This window comes from uncultured Rothia sp., assembly GCF_916715725.1.
Taxonomy (GTDB): domain Bacteria; phylum Actinomycetota; class Actinomycetes; order Actinomycetales; family Micrococcaceae; genus Rothia.
The window spans coordinates 1-19,078 of the sequence record NZ_CAKAPD010000016.1 but is presented as its reverse complement, the minus strand read 5'-3'; the positions used below and the strand labels follow the sequence as shown (position 1 = coordinate 19,078).

Genomic DNA, 19,078 nt, shown 5'->3' with positions numbered 1-19,078 from the left:
TATCTCAGAAGGGTGGTTTAGATGAATTCGGTCGGAATGATCGGCTCACCCTCCGAGAGGCGGTGGGCAGCTTCGGGAAGCTCAGCCAGGGATGCTGCGTGGCGGGCGGTTGCGCGGCGCACGCCTTCCTCACCGGTGAAGCCGGGGAGCAGTTCGCCGTTGCGGACGAAGTCCACCATGAGCGGGCGGGTGTCTTCGAGCAGGCTCGGGTCCTCGTGGGTGCCCAGAACCTCGGCGGTCGCAATGCCCATGCCGTTGAGGCGGCGGGCCGCACGCTTGGCGCCACCGATGGACGCCTTGCCAGCCGACGCCTTAGCGACCGGCTGCATTTCACCGGCAGAGTTCTCACGCTCAACGACCTTGTACACCATGGAGGAGGTCGGCGCGCCGGAACCGGTGACCAGCTTGGTGCCCACGCCGTAGGAGTCCACGGGCGCTACCGCCAGGGATGCGATGGCGTACTCGTCCAGGTCGCTGGTGACGGTGATCTTGGTGTGGGTATTGCCAAGCGAGTCGAGCAGTTCACGCACGTGGGTCGCGGTGGCGACCAGGTCGCCGGAGTCCAGGCGCACGCCGCCAAGCTCTTCGCCCGCGAGTTCCACGCCGAGGCGGACCGCCTCGTCCACGTTGTAGGTGTCGACGAGCAGGGTGGTGCGGGCGCCGAGGGAACGCAGCTGCGCCTCGAACGCTTCACGTTCGCTGTCGTGCAGCAGGGTGAACGCGTGGGCGCTGGTGCCGATGGTGTGCAGGCCGTAGCGCAGGCCAGCCTCCAGGTTGGAGGTGCCCGCGAAGCCGGCAATCACGGCGGCGCGTGCGGCGGAGACGGCGGCGCGTTCGTGGGCGCGGCGCGAACCCATTTCGAGGCAGGGGCGGTTGCCAGCGGCTGCGCTCATGCGGGAGGCGGCGCTCGCCACGGCGGAGTCAAAGTTCAGGATGGACAGCAGGTAGGTTTCGAGGACGCATGCTTCGGCGAAGGTGCCTTCGACCTGCATGACGGGGGAGTGGGGGAAGAACGCTTCGCCTTCTGCGTAGCCGCGGATGTTGCCGCTGAAGGTGAAGGATTCGAGGTAAGAGAGGGTTTCTTTGTTGACGATGTTGCGGGAGGAGAGGAAGGAGAGTTCTTCGTCGTTGAAGCGGAAGTTAGCGAGGCCTTCGAGGAATCGGCCGGTGCCTGCGAGGACGCCGTAGCGGCGGCCCGCGGGCAGGCGGCGGGTGAAGACTTCGAAGGTGCACTTACGGTTGGCTGCGCCGGAGGCGAGTGCCGCCTGGAGCATGGTCAGTTCGTAGTGGTCGGTGAGAAGGGAAGTAGTAGCCATGTGTTTATTGTAGTGGGGGATTAGGGTATTTTTCCTCTTGAGTCGGCGTGTCAATCACTACATAAAGTATTCTTGACTCTAAGTGCTGTAGTATGACAAATTACCAGCACTCTGCGCGGGAGCAACGCGGGACGAACACCGCAGTAGCGCAGGACGAACACCGGAGCAACACTGGGGCCACACAGGGGCAACACATACCCGCCCGTATAATCAAAGGGAACCGGCCGCAAAGGAAACCAATGAACACTACCGCCGTGACCCTCTCCACCGGAACCCTCGAGGACACCGACCTCGACACCACCCTGGAGAACATCCTCGCCACAGACACCCCCTGGAAAGTCATCGTCTGGAACGACCCCGTCAACCTCATGACCTACGTGTCCTACGTCTTCCGCAGCCACTTTGGCTACTCCCGCGCCCGCGCAGAAGAGCTCATGCTGCAGGTACACAACAACGGCAAAGCAATCGTCTTCACCGGCTCGCGCGAAGACGCCGAAAAACACACCCAGGCAATGCACGCCTGGGGTCTGCTGGCAACCTTCGAGAAAGTAGAAAACTAATGGCGCGACCCTTCCGCCGCACCCCGGGAGGCTACACCGCCTCCTTCGAACCCGCCGAACGCGACCTGATCCGCGAACTCGCCGAAGACGTGCGCGCACTACTGCGCCCGGCAGATACCACCGCCGACGGCGGCACCGTCGACCCGCTGGAGGCGCTGGTCGGCATCACCGAAAACCCCACCATCCCCGCCGACAGTGCCGTAGCACGCCTGCTACCCGCCGCAAGTAGCGACGACGAGGCCGCCACCGAATACCGCCGCTACACCGAACGCGACCTGCGCGAAACCAAACGCGCGAACCTCGCGATGCTCGCCTTCGACATTGAATCCAGCGACCTGCGCCTGAACGAAGAACACGCCCGCGCCTGGGCTGCCGCACTCGGCGATATTCGCCTGGTGCTCGCCGACCGCCTCTACATCGTGGACGAAGACACCGCAGAAGATATTGCGGCGTTCACCGACCCTTCCGAGATTGAGACCCAGGAAGAGTACATGGCTGTGGTGTACAACTTCGTCTCCTGGGTTCAGGACTCGCTCATGCTCGCCATGCTCGACGGGCTGGACGACGAAGAAGAGGATGTGACCGGCGGAGTATTTGGCGGGGCAAACGAACAAGAATAGAACGAATTTTTCGAATTACCCCTCAAACTATCGTCATATACAACCACATAATGGTGGTTCTCGACTCATCTAACCGCTCAACGGACTAAAAGGGTAACCTTAGCGAGTTAGCATAGAACGTGGTACCCGACCGATAACGAAGTGTAGGTGACACATGAGTGACAGCATCGACGCAACAAATCCCTACCGTGCCCGCACCCCCTGGGGAAGCCCTGCGCCCGTAGGCCCCACCGCCGCGGCACCCATCGGCGTCTTCGACTCCGGCGTTGGTGGACTCACCGTGGCACGCGCCATCATGGACCAGCTGCCTCACGAACGCATCATCTACGTCGGCGACACCGCCCACGGCCCCTACGGCCCCCTCAAAATCGCAGAAGTACGCGCCAACGCACTGCGCATCATGGATGAGCTCGTTGACTCCGGCGTGAAAATGCTCGTCATCGCCTGCAACACCGCCTCCGCAGCGGTGCTCCGCGACGCCCGCGAACGCTACACCCGCCAGTACGGCATCCCCGTCATCGAGGTGATTCAGCCCGCCGCCCGCCGTGCGCTCGCCGCAACCCGTAACCGCAAGATCGGCGTGATTGCGACGGAGGCGACCGTCACCTCCCGCGCCTACGAGGACACTTTCGCGATCACCCCGAACCTTGAGGTGCACTCGGTGGCGTGCCCGCGCTTCGTGGAGTTCGTGGAGAAGGGCATTACCTCCGGCCCCGAGCTGCTGGAGACCGCCCGCGAGTACCTGCAGCCGCTCAAGGATGCCGGCGTGGACACCCTCGTGCTCGGCTGTACCCACTACCCGCTGCTGGCCGGCGTGATTTCCTACATTATGGGTGAGGACGTCACCCTGGTTTCCTCCGCGGATGAGACCGCGAAGGACGTGTACCGCGAACTGCTCAACCACGCCATTGAAAGCCCGGTCCCCGCGGAAAACCCGCACCACGAATTCCTCGCCACCGGCGAATCTGAGACGTTCTCGCAGCTAGCACGCCGTTTCCTCGGACCCGAGGTCACCAACGTGCGCCACACCAGTTCCGTGGCGGAACGCTACCCGACCGGCTCGCTGGCGGCACTCACCCCCGAAATGCTTGCGGCACACCGAAATATCACCCTCGACGAATCAGCAGATCCTGCAGAGGCAGCACACACTGTCGCGGGCACCGAATTTTCTGGCACCACTCCTAAGGACGACACCTCATGCGTCTAACCGTTATCGGTTGCACGGGCTCCTTTCCCGGCCCCGTCTCACCGGCTAGTTGCTACATGCTCACCGCCACGGACTTCGCGGGTCGAACCTGGCGCATCATCATGGACATGGGCAACGGCTCCCTCGGCATGCTCCAGCGCCATATCGATCTGAGCGATATCGACGCGATTCTGATTTCGCACCTGCACCCGGACCACTGCATCGACCTGTCCGGTCTGCACGTGGCGGTCAAGTGGGATCCGCGCGGCTGGCCCAAGGGCCGCATTCCGCTGTACGGTCCCGCCGCGATTAACGAGTACCTTTCGGCGACTCATGGCCTGGACCCGGAGCCAGGCATGAGCACCGAGTTTGAGTACCACACCTGGACTGAGGGCGAGCCCGTGCAGATTGGTCCCTTCCGCGTGGAGCCGTTCCGCGTGGTTCACCCCTCGAAGGACCCGTACGCGCTGCGCATCACCTGCAACGACCGCGAGGGCCACACCGTATTCTCGTACTCGGGAGATACCGACCTGTGCGAGGGCCTGGTCAAGGCTGCGCGCGGCGCTGACCTGTTCCTCTGCGAGGCGGCATACCAGGAGGGTCGTGATGACGCCCTGCGCGGTATCCACCTGACCGGCAAGCGCGCCGGCGAGGCCGCCACGGAGGCGGGCGTGCGTAACCTGCTACTGACCCACCTGCCCGTGTGGAATGACCCGGACATCGCCCGTGCGGAGGCGCGCAGCGCTTTCTCTGGCCCGGTCGGCATTGCCGAAATGGCGGCAAGCTACCGCATCTACCCGCGCCCGACGGAGGCTCACCCGGTCACGTCCACCCTGAACGTGGTGGAGGTGCTCGATCCGCCGCTGAACACCGCGATTGCGCTGCCCAAGCCCGAGCTGGACTAGACCAAACCCGAGCTAGGCTAAAACAAGCTGGACTAGTTCAAACTGCGCTCAGCCTCGCCCATTTTTCGGCATAGATTCAACAGACAGACACAGATCCCGCAGACAGATTCAAGGAGAACCCATGACTGCAACCCGCGAAGACGGCCGCGCCCTCAACGAACTGCGCCCCATCACCATTACCCGCGGCTGGTCCCGCAACGCTGAGGGTTCCGCCCTCATCGAGTTCGGCAACACCCGCGTGCTGTGCACCGCATCCTTCACCGAGGGTGTGCCGCGCTGGCTCAAGGGCGAAGGTAAGGGCTGGGTGACCGCCGAGTACGCGATGCTGCCGCGCGCCACCAACACCCGTTCTTCTCGCGAGTCGCTGAAGGGTCGCGTGGGCGGCCGCACCCACGAGATTTCTCGCCTGATTGGTCGCTCCCTGCGCGCGGTCATCAACATGGATGAGCTGGGCGAGAACACCATCGTGCTCGACTGTGACGTTCTGCAGGCTGACGGCGGCACTCGCACTGCTTCTATTACCGGCGCATACGTGGCGCTGGCTGATGCTATTTCTTGGGCGAAGGAGCAGAAGATTCTGCCCGCTAAGGCGAACCCGCTGATCGATTCGGTGTCCGCAATTTCGGTCGGCATCATTGACGGCACCCCCATGCTGGACCTGCCCTACACCGAGGACGTTCGCGCCGAGACCGACATGAACGTGGTCGTCACCGGTAGCGGCAAGTTCGTTGAGGTTCAGGGCACCGCCGAGGGCGCGCCTTTCGACCGCGACGAGCTTAACAGCCTGCTCGACCTGGCGCTGGAAGGCACCGCTGAGCTGGCTCAGATTCAGCGTGAAGCACTGGCACACTAACCCGTCCCAGTAACTAGTTCCGTCGACAAGGAGAAACTATGGCAGACGCAAAGATTGTTCTGGCAAGCCACAATAAGGGCAAACTCAAGGAACTGCGCGAAATTCTGCGCGGACGCATTGACGGCCTGGACGTTGACACCCAGGTGGTTGACGCCTCCAGCGTGAACGCACCCGACGTTCCCGAGACCGGCGTGACCTTCGCTGAGAACTCCCTGCTGAAGGCGCGCGCTGTTGCCGAGGCAACCGGCCTGGTCGCTATTGCTGATGATTCCGGCCTGTCGGTGGATGTGCTCAACGGCGCTCCCGGTATTTTCTCGGCGCGCTGGGCGGGTAGCCACGGCGATGACTCCGCGAACCTGAACCTGCTGCTGGCTCAGCTGAGCGATATTCCTGCCGAGCACCGCGGCGCGAAGTTCTGCTGCGCGGCCTCGGTTGCCTCCCCGAGCGGTTTTGAGGCGGTCGAGTACGGCGAGCTGCCCGGTGAGCTGCTGACCGCACCGGCGGGGGAGGGTGGCTTCGGTTACGACCCGATTCTGCGCCCCGTGGAGCTGAACGGTGAGAACGCCCTGTACGAGGGCCAGTACGCTGGCAAGTCTTGCGCTGAGATTCCCGCCGAGATTAAGAACTCGATTAGCCACCGTGCGCGTGCTTTTGAGGCGCTGATTCCTCAGATTGCTGCTGCGCTGACCTCCTAAAACCGCTGTCTAAAACCTCTGTCTAAAACCGTCGCTGAGGAGCCAGAGCATACTCACTGCGCCGGTCTCACCGTACCTGTCTTACTGTGCAGGTCTCACTATGCCGGTCCGATGGGTGAAAACGCGGGGGTTGGGCGCGATTTTTTCGTGCATCCCCCTAAAATCCCCCACAGGGATACCAATTAAAGGCACAATAGGTAGAGAAGCTTTACCTCAAGGTTAGTGACACCAAAGAAAACTCGTCTGCTGAAGGTACCTTCGGCAGGCGAGTTTTGCTATTGAAGAGCCTTTCAGCGGGGCATCTGTCCGACGCTTGCTGTCACCGACCGCGGTAGAAAAACCTGCAGCGAAAGAGACACACCGATGCTCATCCTTCTTCTGCTGATGGCACTCGCCCTTGCCGCCGGATGCTGGGCGTACTCCTACGTGTGGCGCGGACTGAACCGCCGCGTCATTGCCGCCGTGAAGGTGGTCGATCCGATGATTACGCTCGGCCCGTACGTCATGGCGGCGTGGGTGGCGTTCATGGCTCTAATCGCCACGAATATCTGGGCGACCGGAACCCTGCACACTGTGCTGACGATTATTTTCTGCGTGGTTGCCGTAGGGTGCCTCGGCTGGGCTGGATTCTGGTTGCTCATGCACTGCCTGGGCGGGCAGACCCCGGGCAAACGCCCGATGTGGTGGCGCGAGGCTGTTGCCGCGAAGTTCGCCTGGCGTAACCTCTCGCGCATGCCCGCCTACCTGGGTGCTCGCACCAGCATCCTGCCGGTGGAGAACCCACATCTGACCAAGCCGTATTCGGGGTCGTGGACTCGCCCGCTCGGTGCGACCATGCCCGGGTACAGCTCCAACGGTGAGTTTATTGAGGGCTTTGACGAGTTCGGTCGCAAGATGCCGCATATCTACCCTGTAGGCCCCGAACCGACCATTTTTGAGATGGCGCGCTGGGGTAAGTCGGTCAGCTCCGATCAGCTGCTGACGACCTTCCTGCCGACGGCTCCGTTTGAGCGTCTGCGTCTGCCCGGCACCATGACGGGCCCCTTCACCTTTGCGGGGGAGGTGCCGCACGGTGCGGTGACGAAGTGGCCTCGCCGCAGCGGCGCAAACCGAGCCTTCGGCTCCTACGCTCGTCTGGGTGAAATCACCGAACGTAAGGTGGAGCTGCTGGTCGACCACCGCATCATTGCGGCGCTGCAGACCACCCGCGAAAGCTACGAACGCCGACACAGCTGGATGCTCGCCTTCACCGATATCGCAGACGGCGACTTCACGATGGACGCCGACGAGAACGGCAACCTGCGCATCACCTTCGGCATGATCACCGAGGGTTACGAGACTCCGTGGGTCTTCACCAGCACCTTGAAAGACAGCCCGCGTCTGCGCCGCAAGGTACGCCACGCCATGAGGGAACGCCGCGTGCTCAAGCAGAGCAGCGGCGAGCTGATGGACTGGTACTTCGTGCCGAAGCTCAGCGAATTCCCGCACGGCCCGGTCACGAATGAGCTTCCCGAAGAGTTCTACTTCAAGTCCAATATCATGGTCACGAACCGTCACGAGAGCTCCTCGCGCGCCTCGGGTGAGGCTCACTAGGGGAAGGAACGTGGGAGCAGAGCAGTGCATTAGCGGTGACTGTCTTAATCACTCTTTTCCCCAAGCCACGCTAGAATAGAGTTCCGAACGTTGAACGCTCTGCGGGGCACGACACGCGTCGTGCCCCGCTGTCGTTCTGCCCCCGTAGCACTTGAGCCGGACTCGCACTCCGCCCGGTGGCACGCGTTCACCACTGCAGACATATTCACCCGAAAGGATTCCCGTGGCGTCTTCGAACTACACCGCCCGTCACCTCTCCGTGCTGGAAGGTCTGGAAGCTGTACGCAAACGCCCGGGCATGTACATTGGCTCCACGGACTCTCGCGGCCTGATGCACTGCCTCTGGGAGATTATCGACAACTCGGTGGATGAGGCGCTCGCCGGTTTCGGCCAGTCCATTCAGGTCATTCTGTACCGTGACGGTTCGGTTGAGGTGCGCGATGATGGCCGTGGTATCCCCACCGATATTGAGCCGCGCACCGGCCTGTCCGGTGTGGAGGTCGTGTTCACCAAGCTGCACGCCGGCGGTAAGTTTGGCGGCGGCTCCTATAACGCGTCCGGTGGTTTGCACGGTGTGGGCGCTTCCGTGGTGAACGCGCTGTCTTCCCGCCTGGACGTGCAGGTTGACCGTGGCTCGAAGACCTACCAGATGTCCTTCCGCCACGGCATTCCCGGCCACTTTGAGTCCGGCCGCACCCCCAAGCCTGAAGATCCGTTCACTCCCGCAACCGAGGGCACTGACGCTCTGCAGGTTGTGGGTCGCGCTAAGCGCGGCGTGACCGGCACCCGTGTGCGCTATTGGGCTGACCCGCAGATTTTCACCCCCGACGCTAAGTTCAGCTACGAGGACTTGGCTGCTCGTGCGCGCCAGACCGCGTTCCTCATTCCGGGTCTGCGTATTTGCATCCGCGATGAGCGCCGCCTGCCCGGCACCCCCGGCGAGTTGGAGCCCCACGAGGAGGTTTTCCAGTATGACGGCGGCATTAGCGAGTTCGTCGAGTTTCTGGCGCACGATGAGCGTATTACCGACACCTGGCGTTTTAGCGGCAGCGGCTCTTTCACCGAGACCGTGCCCGTGCTGGGTGAGGACGGCCGCTCGCAGCTGACCGACGTGGAACGCGATTGTGAAGTGGACGTTGCACTGCGCTGGGGTATTGGCTACGAGACGACGGTCCGCAGCTTCGTGAATATTATTGCCACCCCCAAGGGCGGTACTCACACGACCGGTTTTGAGCAGGGCCTGCTGCGCGTGATGCGCAAGCACCTTGCCGATAACGCCCGCAAGTACAAGGTGGGTAACGACAAGATTGAGAAGGACGACGTGCTCGCCGGCTTGACCGCCGTGCTGACCGTGCGTCTTGCCGAGCCGCAGTTTGAGGGTCAGACCAAGGAGATTCTGGGTACCCCGGCGGTTCGCCAGATCGTGTCGAAGGTCGTGGGTGATGCGCTGAAGGCTCGCCTGGAGTCGACTGCCCGTGCGGAGAAGGCTCAGGCGACTGCTCTGTGCGAGAAGGTCGTCTCTGAGATGAAGACCCGCGTCTCGGCGCGCATCCATAAGGAAACTCAGCGCCGTAAGACCGCGCTGGAGTCTTCGTCCATGCCCACTAAGCTGGTGGATTGCCGTTCGACCAATGTTGAGCATTCTGAGCTGTTCATTGTGGAGGGTGACTCGGCATTGGGTACTGCGCGTCTGGCGCGTTCTTCTTCGTATCAAGCTCTGCTGCCGATTCGCGGTAAGATCCTGAACACTCAGCGTGCTTCGGTGACTGATGTGCTCGCGAATGCTGAGTGTGCGGCGCTGATTCAGGTCATCGGTGCAGGCTCGGGCCGTACTTTTGACCTGGACTCTGCTCGCTACGGCAAGGTCATTATGATGACCGATGCGGACGTGGACGGCGCCCACATTCGTACCCTGCTGTTGACCCTGTTCTACCGTTACATGCGTCCGCTGATTGAGTCGGGTCGCGTGTACGCTGCGGTTCCGCCGCTGCATCGCGTGGAGGTGGTGCGCCGCGGCAAGCCGAACGAGATGGTGTACACCTACTCGGAGAAGCAGCTGCACGAGCTTCTGGATTCTTTGCAGGAGCAGGGCGTGTCCTATAAGGAACCCATTCAGCGTTATAAGGGTCTGGGTGAGATGGACGCTGACCAGCTGGCTGAGACGACGATGGATCCGCGTCATCGTATGTTGCGCCGTATTCGCATTGAGGATGCGGAGGCTGCCGAGCGTGCGTTCTCCTTGTTGATGGGTTCTGAGGTGGCTCCGCGTAAGGAGTTCATCATTGCGGGTGCTCATCAGCTGGATACTGAGAACATCGATATGTAGCTTGCGGCACCTTGCGGTGCCTTGCGGTGCCTTGCGGGGGAGCGGTGGCTGGCGTGTCACATTCCATGATTTTTCCGTGATAATAGTCACACTACTTCTTGGAAATCTCAGTAAAATCGGTATGGTTTAGGCAAATTTAAGCTTTGAGCACTACTTGAACCACCTGTCATATTCCGGGAATCTGTCACCAAAATTTTGCAGAAATAATATAAAAATGCAAAGTTTTACCGCGGTTCCGAAAGTACCTCGCAACCCCGCAATGCACCACAGCGTTTCGCCCCTCAATCCACTCGCACGCCGGGGGATAACGTTCAACGTACCTTTAGCGAAACGTCAAACAATAAACGTCCATACTATGCACAGCCTACTCACAGCTCCTCAGGAAAACCCTGTACCTTAGAAGCATGAGAGACACTGTGTCAGTAACTCTCGTATGCCCTCCATCGATGGCGGACTACCCGAAATCTGGCACAAACACACATTAAGTACACACATAGTAAGGACCTATCAATGGATCCCCTTGATTTTGGTAGGTGGCAGTTCGGTATTACCACCGTCTACCACTTCTTCATGGTTCCGCTGACTCTGGGTCTGGGCCTTGTTGTGACCTACCTGTACATTCGCTACGTTCGTACCAAGAAGGACGAATACAAGCGCATGACGAAGTTCTGGGGCAAGCTATACCTCATTAACTTCGCAATGGGTGTGGCCACCGGTCTGGTTCAGGAATTCCAGTTCGGCATGGCGTGGAGCGAATACTCCCGCTTCGTCGGCGACGTCTTCGGCGCTCCGCTGGCAATGGAAGGCCTCTTCGCCTTCTTCGTTGAGTCGACCTTCCTGGGTCTGTGGATCTTCGGTTGGGACCGCCTCAAGCCTGCTGTACACGCATTCTCGCTGTTCATGGCAGTCCTCGGCTCCTGGATTTCTGCATTCTTCATTCTGGTTGCAAACTCCTGGATGCAGCACCCCGTTGGTGCAGAAATGATTGACGGTCGTCCCCGTATGACCGACATCGGCGCTGTGCTGCTGAACCCCCTCGCATGGGTGACCTTCACTCACGTCATCACCTCCGCTATCCAGGTTGCCGGTGGCTTCCTGGTTGGTATCGCATGGTACAAGCTGTGGCGCCGCCGCAAGGACGGCATCGACAAGGTCGTTGACGGCAAGGTCGTTGTTGGTGAGTCCGACAAGGGTGCACGCGACAAGGCCGACTTCCAGGTCTGGTTCAAGTCCCTGCGCCTGGGCGCTGTTGTGGGCCTCCTCGCCTTCGCAGGTATCGGCGCGTCCGGTCACATTCAGGCACAGATGATGATCCACGAGCAGCCCCTGAAGATGGCTGCTGCAGAAGCTGCGTGCCACGACGGCACCTCCTTCTCCGTTCTGACCGTCGGCGAGCTCGGCGCTCAGAGCTGTGACAAGATCACCCCCATCATCGAGGTTCCCGGCGTGCTGTCCTTCCTGGCACACGACAACTTCGACACCCCGGTGAAGGGCATCCAGACCCTGCTGCCCGAGTACGAAGCTAAGTTCGGCACCAACCTGCCCAACAACCCGCTCTACGGTGAGCGTGCAGGTCAGAAGATTGACTACCTGCCCTCCCTCGAGGTCTCCTACTGGGGCTTCCGCGGCATGATGGGCCTCGGTGGAATCGTACTGCCCTTCTACCTCTACGCACTGTGGGTAACCCGTAAGAAGGGCGTAGGCACCGTCCCCGAGTCCAAGCTGCTCAAGAACGTTGCTGTCTGGTCTATCCTGGCTCCCTTCTTTGGCATCGCACTGGGCTGGATCTTCACCGAAATGGGCCGCCAGCCCTTCGTTGTGGCTCCGAACCTTCAGGGTGATCCCTCGATTCACCTGTTCACCGCAGCAGCTATCTCCCCGGGTGTTTCCGGTGAAGAAATCCTCTTCTCCCTGCTCACCCTGGGCCTGCTCTACGGTGTGCTGATGGTGGTTGAGGTTTACCTGCTCATCAAGTACGTCAAGGCCGGTGTTGTGGCAGCAATGCCCGAGCTGGTTCAGTCGCACCACGAGGACGAGTCCAACGACAAGTCCAAGCGCGATGTGCTGGAGTTCGCCTACTAGGCGGGTAAGGATTGATTCACCATGAACTTTGATTTCAATATCTTTGCCGGTCAGCCTGGCCTGCCCACCCTCTGGTTTGTCGCCATTGGCGTCTTCCTCATCATGTACCTGATCCTCGACGGCTTCGACCTGGGCGTCGGCATGCTGATGGGTTCCAAGTTCACCAAGAACGAGAAGGAACGTCGTCTGCTGCTGAACATCATTGGCCCCGTCTGGGACGGTAACGAGGTGTGGATTGTGTCCGGCGGTGCTGCTATCTTCGCAGCATTCCCCATCTGGTACGCAGCCCTCTTCTCGGCTCTGTACATCCCCCTGACCCTCGCGCTGGTCTTCCTGATTCTGCGCGTGGTCGCAATTGAATACCGCGGTAAGAAGAACGACGAGAAGTGGATCCGTAACTGGAACATCGCTCTGTCCGTCTCCTCCTTCTTCATCGCGTTGCTCGTCGGCGCTCTGCTCGGTCTGACCTCCATGGGTCTGCCCATCAACGACAATGGTGACCGCGTCGGCGGCGCCTTCGCTTGGGTCTCCCTGCCGGTTCTGCTCGGCGGTCTGGGCTTCGTTGGCTTCTCCCTGGTTCAGGGTCTTGCCTTCATCGCTCTGAAGACCGATGGTGACATCCGCGACCGTGCCCGCAACACCCTGGTACGCTGGTCTCCCGTCCTGCTGCTGCCGATCGTTGCATGGGTTCTGGCACTGGACTTCACCACCGGTAACGGCGTCTCCTGGCTGTGCACCATCCTGGCTGTGGTTGCTGTTCTGATTGCTTGGATCTCCGCAAAGAGTGGCCGCGAGGGTCGCGCTTTCGCTGGTCTGTCCGTGTTCCTCGCATTCGGCGCGCTGGCAATCTTCACCGCAATGTACCCGAACGTTCTGCCCTCCACCCTGGACCCGGCATACTCGCTCACCATTGCGAACGCATCCAGCTCCGAGTACACCCTGGGCGTTATGACCTTCGTGACCTGCCTTGGTCTGCCGGTCGTCTTCGTCTACCAGGCTTGGACCTACTGGGTCTTCCGTAAGCGTCTGCACGTGGATCACATCCCCGAGGCTCACGACGCTACCGAACTGGCTGAACTGCCGACCAAGTAGCATGTAGCTGATTGAAGAATCCCCTGAATTTCTCTGCTGAGAAGTTCGGGGGATTTTTCTATGTCCCCAGAGGATATTCCCGCAGAGGATGTAGCTCGCGGCAGGCGAGTGGGCGCGCAAAAATTTTTTGGTGCACACCCCCCCGGATTTAAAGCGCGACAAGGCACGAAAAGTGTAATGTGGTGAACAACTCACTCTTATGAAAGGCGTTCAACGATGAAGTCCCTCAACCGCCGCACCGGACCCGCCCCTCGTACCGGCACGCGCCGCCGCCTGTTCGCCACGGGCGCCCTGCTCTGCATCGGCGTGCTCCCGCTGAGTGCATGCTCGCTCTTCAACCCGCCGCTGGAACGTGACGAAAACGTCCACGCCATCTTCGACGCGGAGCAGGACATCGTGAAGATGCCCCTGGACGATTACCTCAACTACGAGCGCACCAACTACGAGTACACGGCCTTTCAGATTGCCATGAAGCAGTGCTATGCCGAACACGGGCAGAATTACACCGCCCAAGCTCCCCATTCTGAAAGCGGGCCACGCGGTGATTTGGGCCGAAAGTACGGCCCCTGGAATGTTGAGTACGCCCAGAAGTACGGTTTTCAGAAGCGGGACCCCAACGCAGCCGATCCCATCTCCTACAACTCGGGGGAGAGCATGAGCCCCGAGGAGTGGCTCAGCATCGAATGCTATACCAAGGCCCGTGAAACTCTGGACGCCGCGGTGCCCGACGGCAAGAGGCCTGAGAAGGAAGAACAGCCCACCTACATTCGTATCTCTACCGAAGCGGGTAACGCCGTGTACGGAAGCAAGCTACACCGCGAGCTCGAAGAGAAGTGGAAGCAGTGCGTCTCAAACCGGGGGCTCACCCCCAATAGGGCAGGGTCGGTAGCCGAGGAAACTCCGATGTTTGATCAGATGATGAAGAACGGAGGACCGAACGCGCCCGCCTCCGAAGAAGAGATTCGCATCGCCACCATCCAGGCAGAATGCAACCAGCAGGTCGGCATGAGCAAGCAGCTCTACGACCTGGAAGCTCAGTATCAGATGCCGCTCATCCGCAAGTACCAGTCGCAGCTTGAGCAGGACCGCAAGGCAGAACGTGAGCGTGACGAGAAGTTCAAGCAGTACGTTCTGGAGCACCAGTAAACCGGGGCGCTAAAAGACAGCGCAAAAACAGTTTAGAAAGACACCGCCATGACCACTCACACGAAAAACCAAAACAGCGGGCACCGCTTCAGCGAGCGCATCGCCCGACCCCGCGTGCTCCTGCTGCTGGCTATCCTCGCCATCGGCTCGCTCATGCTGTCCTTCTACCTGGGCACCCGCTACGCCGCCACGGGCCCCGACCCGGCCGTGCAGGCGAAAACCGTGATTCCGGTCTGGGCGAAGGTTGAAGAACGAACCGTCAGCGAGGGCCTCGCCATTGCCGGAACCACCAAGGCTGGGGAGACCGCCCCGATTAGCGCGCGCACCAACGGTGAGCCGGTGCTCGTCTACCAGAACCAGAAGCCCGGTAACGTGCTCAAGGCCGGTGACTTCATCGGCATTATTGGCGCCGACCCCGTCTTCGTGCTGGAAGGGCCGCTGCCGCTGTACCGCGACCTCCACCTGGGCGATAACGGTGACGACGTGCTCGCCTTCCAGAAGGCACTGAACTCCGCCGGGTACGCCACCGAGCTGAGCGGCACCGTCACCGAAGACACCCTCGACGCCGTCACGCGCCTGCACCGCGCGCACCTGACCGGCGTGCCCAGCGAAGGGGTCACCAGCATTGCCCGCAACAACTACGCGATTCTGCCCGGCGGTAGCCACACCGTCACCGCAGTTGCGGCGGTCGGCCAGCTCATCAGCGACGGCAACCCCATCGCGAGTGTAGAAACTAGCGAACCCTACGTGGAATCCAGCGTTGAGCTCTCCGTTGCCAATAAGCTCAAGGCCGGCGACCGCGTTAGCCTGCGCACCTCCACCGGCAGCGTGGAAGGTACCATCACCAGCATTGGTGAGCTGCAGAACGACCCCTCTAAGGGTGCCGCGAAGAGCGTGCGATTCAGCGCCGATGACCCGAGCAAGCTCACGCCGGGTCAGAGCGCCTCCATCACCAGCAAGGGCAACACCTCAACCACCCTCGCCGTGCCGACTACCGCGGTACGTCAGGATTCCCAGGGCACCTACGTGCTGGTTGAAAAGGGCGGAAGCTCCACCTCGACCAGCAAGGATGCGCCCGCTACCGAACGAGTCAACGTTGAGGTTCTACGCACCGCCGGCGGATACGCCGCCATCAACGCGAACCTCAGCACGGGACAGAAGGTGCTTGTCTCATGAGCCGCCGTAAGATAACCCCAGACACAAGCCCGGGACGTGCGCCTACAATTGCGCCCAACGTTGCGTCCGCAGCTACACCTGCCGCCGGGCTCGGTACCGCGCCCGCCATCGAAATGCGCGGCATTACCCGCATCTTTGAGGGGAGCGACCGACCCGTCCTCGACCACCTCGACCTGGTGGTCGAACGCGGCGAATTCCTCGCCATCATCGGTCCCTCCGGATCCGGTAAATCCACCCTGCTCAACGCCATTGGCCTGCTCGACACTCCCACCAGCGGAACGTACAGCCTCTTCGGCAAAAACACGGAAGGACTCAGCGACAGAGAACGCGACGAAATGCGCCGAGACCACCTCGGCTTCATCTTCCAATCCTCGAACATGCTGCTGGACGAAACCAGCACGACCAACGCCTCCATGGGCCTGCGCGTGCAGGGCGTACCCTACGGCGAGCGCCTGCAACGCACCGAAGAAACCCTAGAATTTCTGGGGTTGAGCGACCGCGCCAGCATCCGCACCCGGTACCTGTCCGGCGGCGAGAAGCAGCGTTGCGCCATTGCCCGCGCCCTTGCTACGCGCCCGCCGCTGATTCTTGCCGACGAGCCCACCGGCAACCTGGATAGCCACAATAGCGCCAAGGTCATTGAGATTCTGCAGCGCATTAACGCGACCGGCTGCACCGTGCTGGTCATTACCCACGACCCGGAGGTTGCCGCCGCCGCCCGCCGCGTGATTCGTATTGAGGATGGGCGGCTACACGAGCAGAGCCGTGCCGATTCGGCTACGGTGCCTGCCGCTGAGGTTGTGTCGGCTGCAACGGACACCCCGACGGAAGCCCCGGTAGGTGCCCCCGCCACCTTCGCACCGGGGGAGAAGCCCGCTACGCACCGCCGCGGAAGCTTCCTCACCGACGACAGCATCGAGGCAATCTCTGCGCTCACCTCACGACCGCTACGCACCCTGCTGCTGGGCCTGTCCTTCGCGCTGGGCGTGGGCGGACTCATCAGCGCCTCCGGCATGAGCGAATCCGCCAGCTACCAGGTGAATCAGCGTCTGCTCGGCTCCGAACAATCCACGCTCTACATCAGCGACCGGGACAATGACCAGAACATGCTCGGAACCTACCGGCAGGGCGAATCCGCACAGAATGTAGCCGACCGCATTAGCGCGCTGGACTACGTGAAGAACACCGGATTCGTCAGCAGCGTGGCACCCGCCGACGTGCGAATCACCCGGTTCAGCCCCTACGAGGACGAACCCAAAACGGCGATTGGCCTCAGCTCCACTTCGAAGACCAGGCTCGAGCAAATCGGTGCCCGCATGAACCCCGAAACCCTGCGTGCGCTCGAACAGATGAACTCGACCCTCACCCAGCAGAACGTTGCCGACCGTGAGCGCTCCGAGCAGCTCTCGGGCGCTATCGTGTCGGTTTCTGCTGCCCGCGCCCTCGGCATTATTCCCGAAGATAAGGCAGCAGATAACGCCACAACCGAGCCCAGACCCGGCGAGCTACCCACCGTCGATTACGGAATTAAACTCGGTGGGCTACCGCAGGTGGCACCCGGTGTGAGCATCTGGGTGGACGGCCAGCTGATGCCGGTTATCGGCCTCTTTGACCCCGGCAATAGCGGCTACGAATTCAGGAACTCGGTCATTGTCTCGCCGGGCACACTTCAGCGCACCGGACGCGGCCAGGTGACCTACATTGCCGAAACCGAGCGAGGCTACGGCAAGGCGGTCGCCAAGGCCATTCCGCTGGCCCTCAAGCCCGCTGAACCCAGCCAAATCAACGTGGAAACCCCCTCTGACCTGCAGAGCCTGCGCGCGTCTATCGCCTCGGATCTGGGTCTGTACGTGGGTGTGCTCTCCGGTATTCTGCTGGTGCTTGCCTCCCTCTCGGCGGCAACCGCCATGTACCTGTCTGTGCAATCGCGCACCGCAGAGATTGCGCTACGCCGAGCCATCGGATCGAGCAAATGGCTGATTGCCCGCATCTTCCTCATGGAGGGCGTCATGCTCGGTGTGCTCGGCGGCTCCATTGGCGCCTGCTCCGGCATGATTGCGACCATCATTCTTTCGCTCGTGCAGGGCTGGCAGGCGATTCTCTCACCGGGATTCGTGGTGCTCGGCGTGGGGGTAGGCGCCCTCACCGGCCTGGTGTCTTCGGCGTACCCGGCGTGGGTGGCGTCCCGCAAGAGCCCCGCCGACGCGATGCGCGGCTAGAGATGATGCTGGGGAACCAGCCAATTAGCTGAAACCTGACTGGTCAAATAGGTATTAGATAGCCCAAGCCTTAAACTAATGGGAGGTAAAAACAGCAGAAGACTAAGGACAACACGTGAGTCGAACGCACACACCGCGTCATGCTGACAAACATCAGAATACCGAGGCGCCAGAGGTGACCGCGGGAAAGCGCAACGACCGCGCTGACCGTCGCCCGCCTCTGGGCCCTGACGCCCGTAAAACCCTCAGCACGTTCGGCATCATCACCGCCGTGCACACCCTCGCAACGGTGCTTTTCAGTGCCGCCCTGGCTGTAATCATTGCCCGGGCGGCACACGCCGGTTTCGCCGCTGTTGCCGCCGAGCATGCGCGCCTCAAAGAGACCAGCGCCCCGGACGTATACCGCGCCTACATTGAGTTCTCGGGTTCCGCGCAGGCGCAGCTGGAGGCGCACGGCGGCTGGCTACTCGGCCTCGGTGGCATCTTCGGTGACGCAGACACCATTACCCCCGGCCTGATTGCGGTCGCCATCATTGCCCTGCTCGTCCGCTCGGGTACCGACTACCTGCTGGCTGTGAGCGCGCAGCGTGCCGCCTCCGGAGCGAAGTCTCAGATTCGTTCTTCGCTGCTCAAGCGTGTGCTCGCCACCGGTGGCGCAGACACTCCCGAGGGTACCGGTGCGACCGCTGTGTTGCTTTCTCGCGGCCTGAACGCCCTGGATGACTACTACACCAAGACGCTGACCGCGTTCGTCTCCACCGCGGTTGTGCCGTTCATGCTCTGGGTCGTTGTGGCGTCCCTGGACTGGATGAGCGCAATGGTGCTGGCGTGCACCCTGCCGCTCATTCCGGTGTTCATGATCCTGATTGGTAAGAACACCCGCGACGAAACCGCAGAAGCTCAGGCTGAACTGCACCGCCTCTCCGACCATATTCTGGAGCTGGTACGCGGCCTGCCCGTCATTATCGGTCTGGGCCGTGAGCGTGCACAGACCCGCGCCATGAACGCGCTCGGCCAGCGTTACCGCGAACGCACCATGCAGACCCTGCGTAGCGCCTTCATGTCTTCGCTGGCGCTGGAGCTCATCACCACTATTTCGGTGGCGCTGATTGCTGTGCTGATTGGTGTGCGCCTGGTCAACGGCACCCTGGGCCTGGACACCGCAATTCTTGTGCTGCTGCTGGCTCCCGAATGCTACCAGCCGCTGCGTGATGTGGGTGCCGCCTACCACCAGTCGGAGGACGGCGTTGCCGCCCTGCGTAGCGCCCAGAAGATTATTGATGCGCCCCTGCCCGCCGCCGCTGCGGAC

15 protein-coding genes are annotated in these 19,078 nt (G+C 61.5%); 14 read left to right on the top strand and 1 reads right to left on the bottom strand.

What is annotated here, in order from left to right:
* Positions 1-17 precede the first annotated feature (17 nt).
* Positions 18-1,316, bottom strand: a complete 1,299-nt coding sequence (locus QZ822_RS08300; protein WP_294643912.1) for a nicotinate phosphoribosyltransferase — start codon at positions 1,314-1,316, stop codon at positions 18-20.
* 239 nt (positions 1,317-1,555) lie between these two features.
* Between QZ822_RS08300 and clpS the strand changes: the two genes are divergently transcribed.
* The 14 genes from clpS to QZ822_RS08230 all read left to right on the top strand — a co-directional run.
* Positions 1,556-1,876 carry an ATP-dependent Clp protease adapter ClpS gene (gene clpS, locus QZ822_RS08295; RefSeq protein ID WP_005506424.1) on the top strand — a complete coding sequence of 107 codons (321 nt, stop codon included), beginning with the start codon at positions 1,556-1,558 and terminating at the stop codon, positions 1,874-1,876.
* Positions 1,876-2,496 (top strand): DUF2017 domain-containing protein, encoded by a 621-nt coding sequence (locus QZ822_RS08290; protein ID WP_294643911.1) that lies wholly within the window; start codon positions 1,876-1,878, stop codon positions 2,494-2,496. The genes clpS and QZ822_RS08290 overlap by 1 nt, the downstream gene beginning before the upstream one ends.
* 154 nt (positions 2,497-2,650) lie before the next feature.
* Positions 2,651-3,703 carry a glutamate racemase gene (murI, locus tag QZ822_RS08285; protein ID WP_294643909.1) on the top strand — a complete coding sequence of 351 codons (1,053 nt, stop codon included), beginning with the start codon at positions 2,651-2,653 and terminating at the stop codon, positions 3,701-3,703.
* Positions 3,694-4,587 carry an MBL fold metallo-hydrolase gene (locus QZ822_RS08280; RefSeq protein ID WP_012903738.1) on the top strand — a complete coding sequence of 298 codons (894 nt, stop codon included), beginning with the start codon at positions 3,694-3,696 and terminating at the stop codon, positions 4,585-4,587. Before murI ends, QZ822_RS08280 begins: the two co-directional genes overlap by 10 nt.
* A 121-nt stretch (positions 4,588-4,708) precedes the next feature.
* A complete protein-coding gene (rph, locus tag QZ822_RS08275) occupies positions 4,709-5,440 on the top strand; it encodes a ribonuclease PH (RefSeq protein WP_005506419.1) in 732 nt (243 codons plus the stop codon).
* Between the two features lie 38 nt (positions 5,441-5,478).
* Entirely contained in the window at positions 5,479-6,135 is a 657-nt protein-coding gene (locus tag QZ822_RS08270) for a non-canonical purine NTP pyrophosphatase (protein WP_294643907.1), read from the top strand.
* A gap of 363 nt (positions 6,136-6,498) precedes the next feature.
* Entirely contained in the window at positions 6,499-7,728 is a 1,230-nt protein-coding gene (locus tag QZ822_RS08265) for a peptidase E (RefSeq protein WP_012903735.1), read from the top strand.
* Positions 7,729-7,951: 223 nt separating this feature from the next.
* Entirely contained in the window at positions 7,952-10,054 is a 2,103-nt protein-coding gene (locus QZ822_RS08260) for a type IIA DNA topoisomerase subunit B (protein ID WP_294643904.1), read from the top strand.
* A gap of 510 nt (positions 10,055-10,564) precedes the next feature.
* The gene (locus tag QZ822_RS08255) at positions 10,565-12,136 is read left to right on the top strand and encodes a cytochrome ubiquinol oxidase subunit I (RefSeq protein ID WP_294643902.1); all 1,572 of its coding nucleotides are present in this window, start codon (positions 10,565-10,567) and stop codon (positions 12,134-12,136) included.
* Between the two features lie 21 nt (positions 12,137-12,157).
* Positions 12,158-13,228 carry a cytochrome d ubiquinol oxidase subunit II gene (gene cydB / locus QZ822_RS08250; RefSeq protein ID WP_294643900.1) on the top strand — a complete coding sequence of 357 codons (1,071 nt, stop codon included), beginning with the start codon at positions 12,158-12,160 and terminating at the stop codon, positions 13,226-13,228.
* Positions 13,229-13,444: 216 nt separating this feature from the next.
* The gene (locus QZ822_RS08245; protein ID WP_294643898.1) at positions 13,445-14,374 is read left to right on the top strand and encodes a multidrug transporter; all 930 of its coding nucleotides are present in this window, start codon (positions 13,445-13,447) and stop codon (positions 14,372-14,374) included.
* A 48-nt stretch (positions 14,375-14,422) separates the two neighbouring features.
* Positions 14,423-15,550 (top strand): hypothetical protein, encoded by a 1,128-nt coding sequence (locus tag QZ822_RS08240; RefSeq protein ID WP_294631343.1) that lies wholly within the window; start codon positions 14,423-14,425, stop codon positions 15,548-15,550.
* Entirely contained in the window at positions 15,547-17,769 is a 2,223-nt protein-coding gene (locus QZ822_RS08235) for an ATP-binding cassette domain-containing protein (protein ID WP_294643896.1), read from the top strand. The genes QZ822_RS08240 and QZ822_RS08235 overlap by 4 nt, the downstream gene beginning before the upstream one ends.
* Before the next feature lie 175 nt (positions 17,770-17,944).
* Positions 17,945-19,078, top strand: a 1,134-nt coding sequence (locus QZ822_RS08230) for an ABC transporter transmembrane domain-containing protein (protein WP_294643894.1), incomplete at its 3' end; no start/stop codon positions are given.

Coding starts and splice junctions, on each gene's coding strand:
- QZ822_RS08300 (WP_294643912.1), bottom strand. CDS start 1,316: ATGGCTACTACTTCCCTTCTCACCGACCACTACGAACTGACCATGCTC.
- clpS (WP_005506424.1), top strand. CDS start 1,556: ATGAACACTACCGCCGTGACCCTCTCCACCGGAACCCTCGAGGACACC.
- QZ822_RS08290 (WP_294643911.1), top strand. CDS start 1,876: ATGGCGCGACCCTTCCGCCGCACCCCGGGAGGCTACACCGCCTCCTTC.
- murI (WP_294643909.1), top strand. CDS start 2,651: ATGAGTGACAGCATCGACGCAACAAATCCCTACCGTGCCCGCACCCCC.
- QZ822_RS08280 (WP_012903738.1), top strand. CDS start 3,694: ATGCGTCTAACCGTTATCGGTTGCACGGGCTCCTTTCCCGGCCCCGTC.
- rph (WP_005506419.1), top strand. CDS start 4,709: ATGACTGCAACCCGCGAAGACGGCCGCGCCCTCAACGAACTGCGCCCC.
- QZ822_RS08270 (WP_294643907.1), top strand. CDS start 5,479: ATGGCAGACGCAAAGATTGTTCTGGCAAGCCACAATAAGGGCAAACTC.
- QZ822_RS08265 (WP_012903735.1), top strand. CDS start 6,499: ATGCTCATCCTTCTTCTGCTGATGGCACTCGCCCTTGCCGCCGGATGC.
- QZ822_RS08255 (WP_294643902.1), top strand. CDS start 10,565: ATGGATCCCCTTGATTTTGGTAGGTGGCAGTTCGGTATTACCACCGTC.
- cydB (WP_294643900.1), top strand. CDS start 12,158: ATGAACTTTGATTTCAATATCTTTGCCGGTCAGCCTGGCCTGCCCACC.
- QZ822_RS08245 (WP_294643898.1), top strand. CDS start 13,445: ATGAAGTCCCTCAACCGCCGCACCGGACCCGCCCCTCGTACCGGCACG.
- QZ822_RS08240 (WP_294631343.1), top strand. CDS start 14,423: ATGACCACTCACACGAAAAACCAAAACAGCGGGCACCGCTTCAGCGAG.
- QZ822_RS08235 (WP_294643896.1), top strand. CDS start 15,547: ATGAGCCGCCGTAAGATAACCCCAGACACAAGCCCGGGACGTGCGCCT.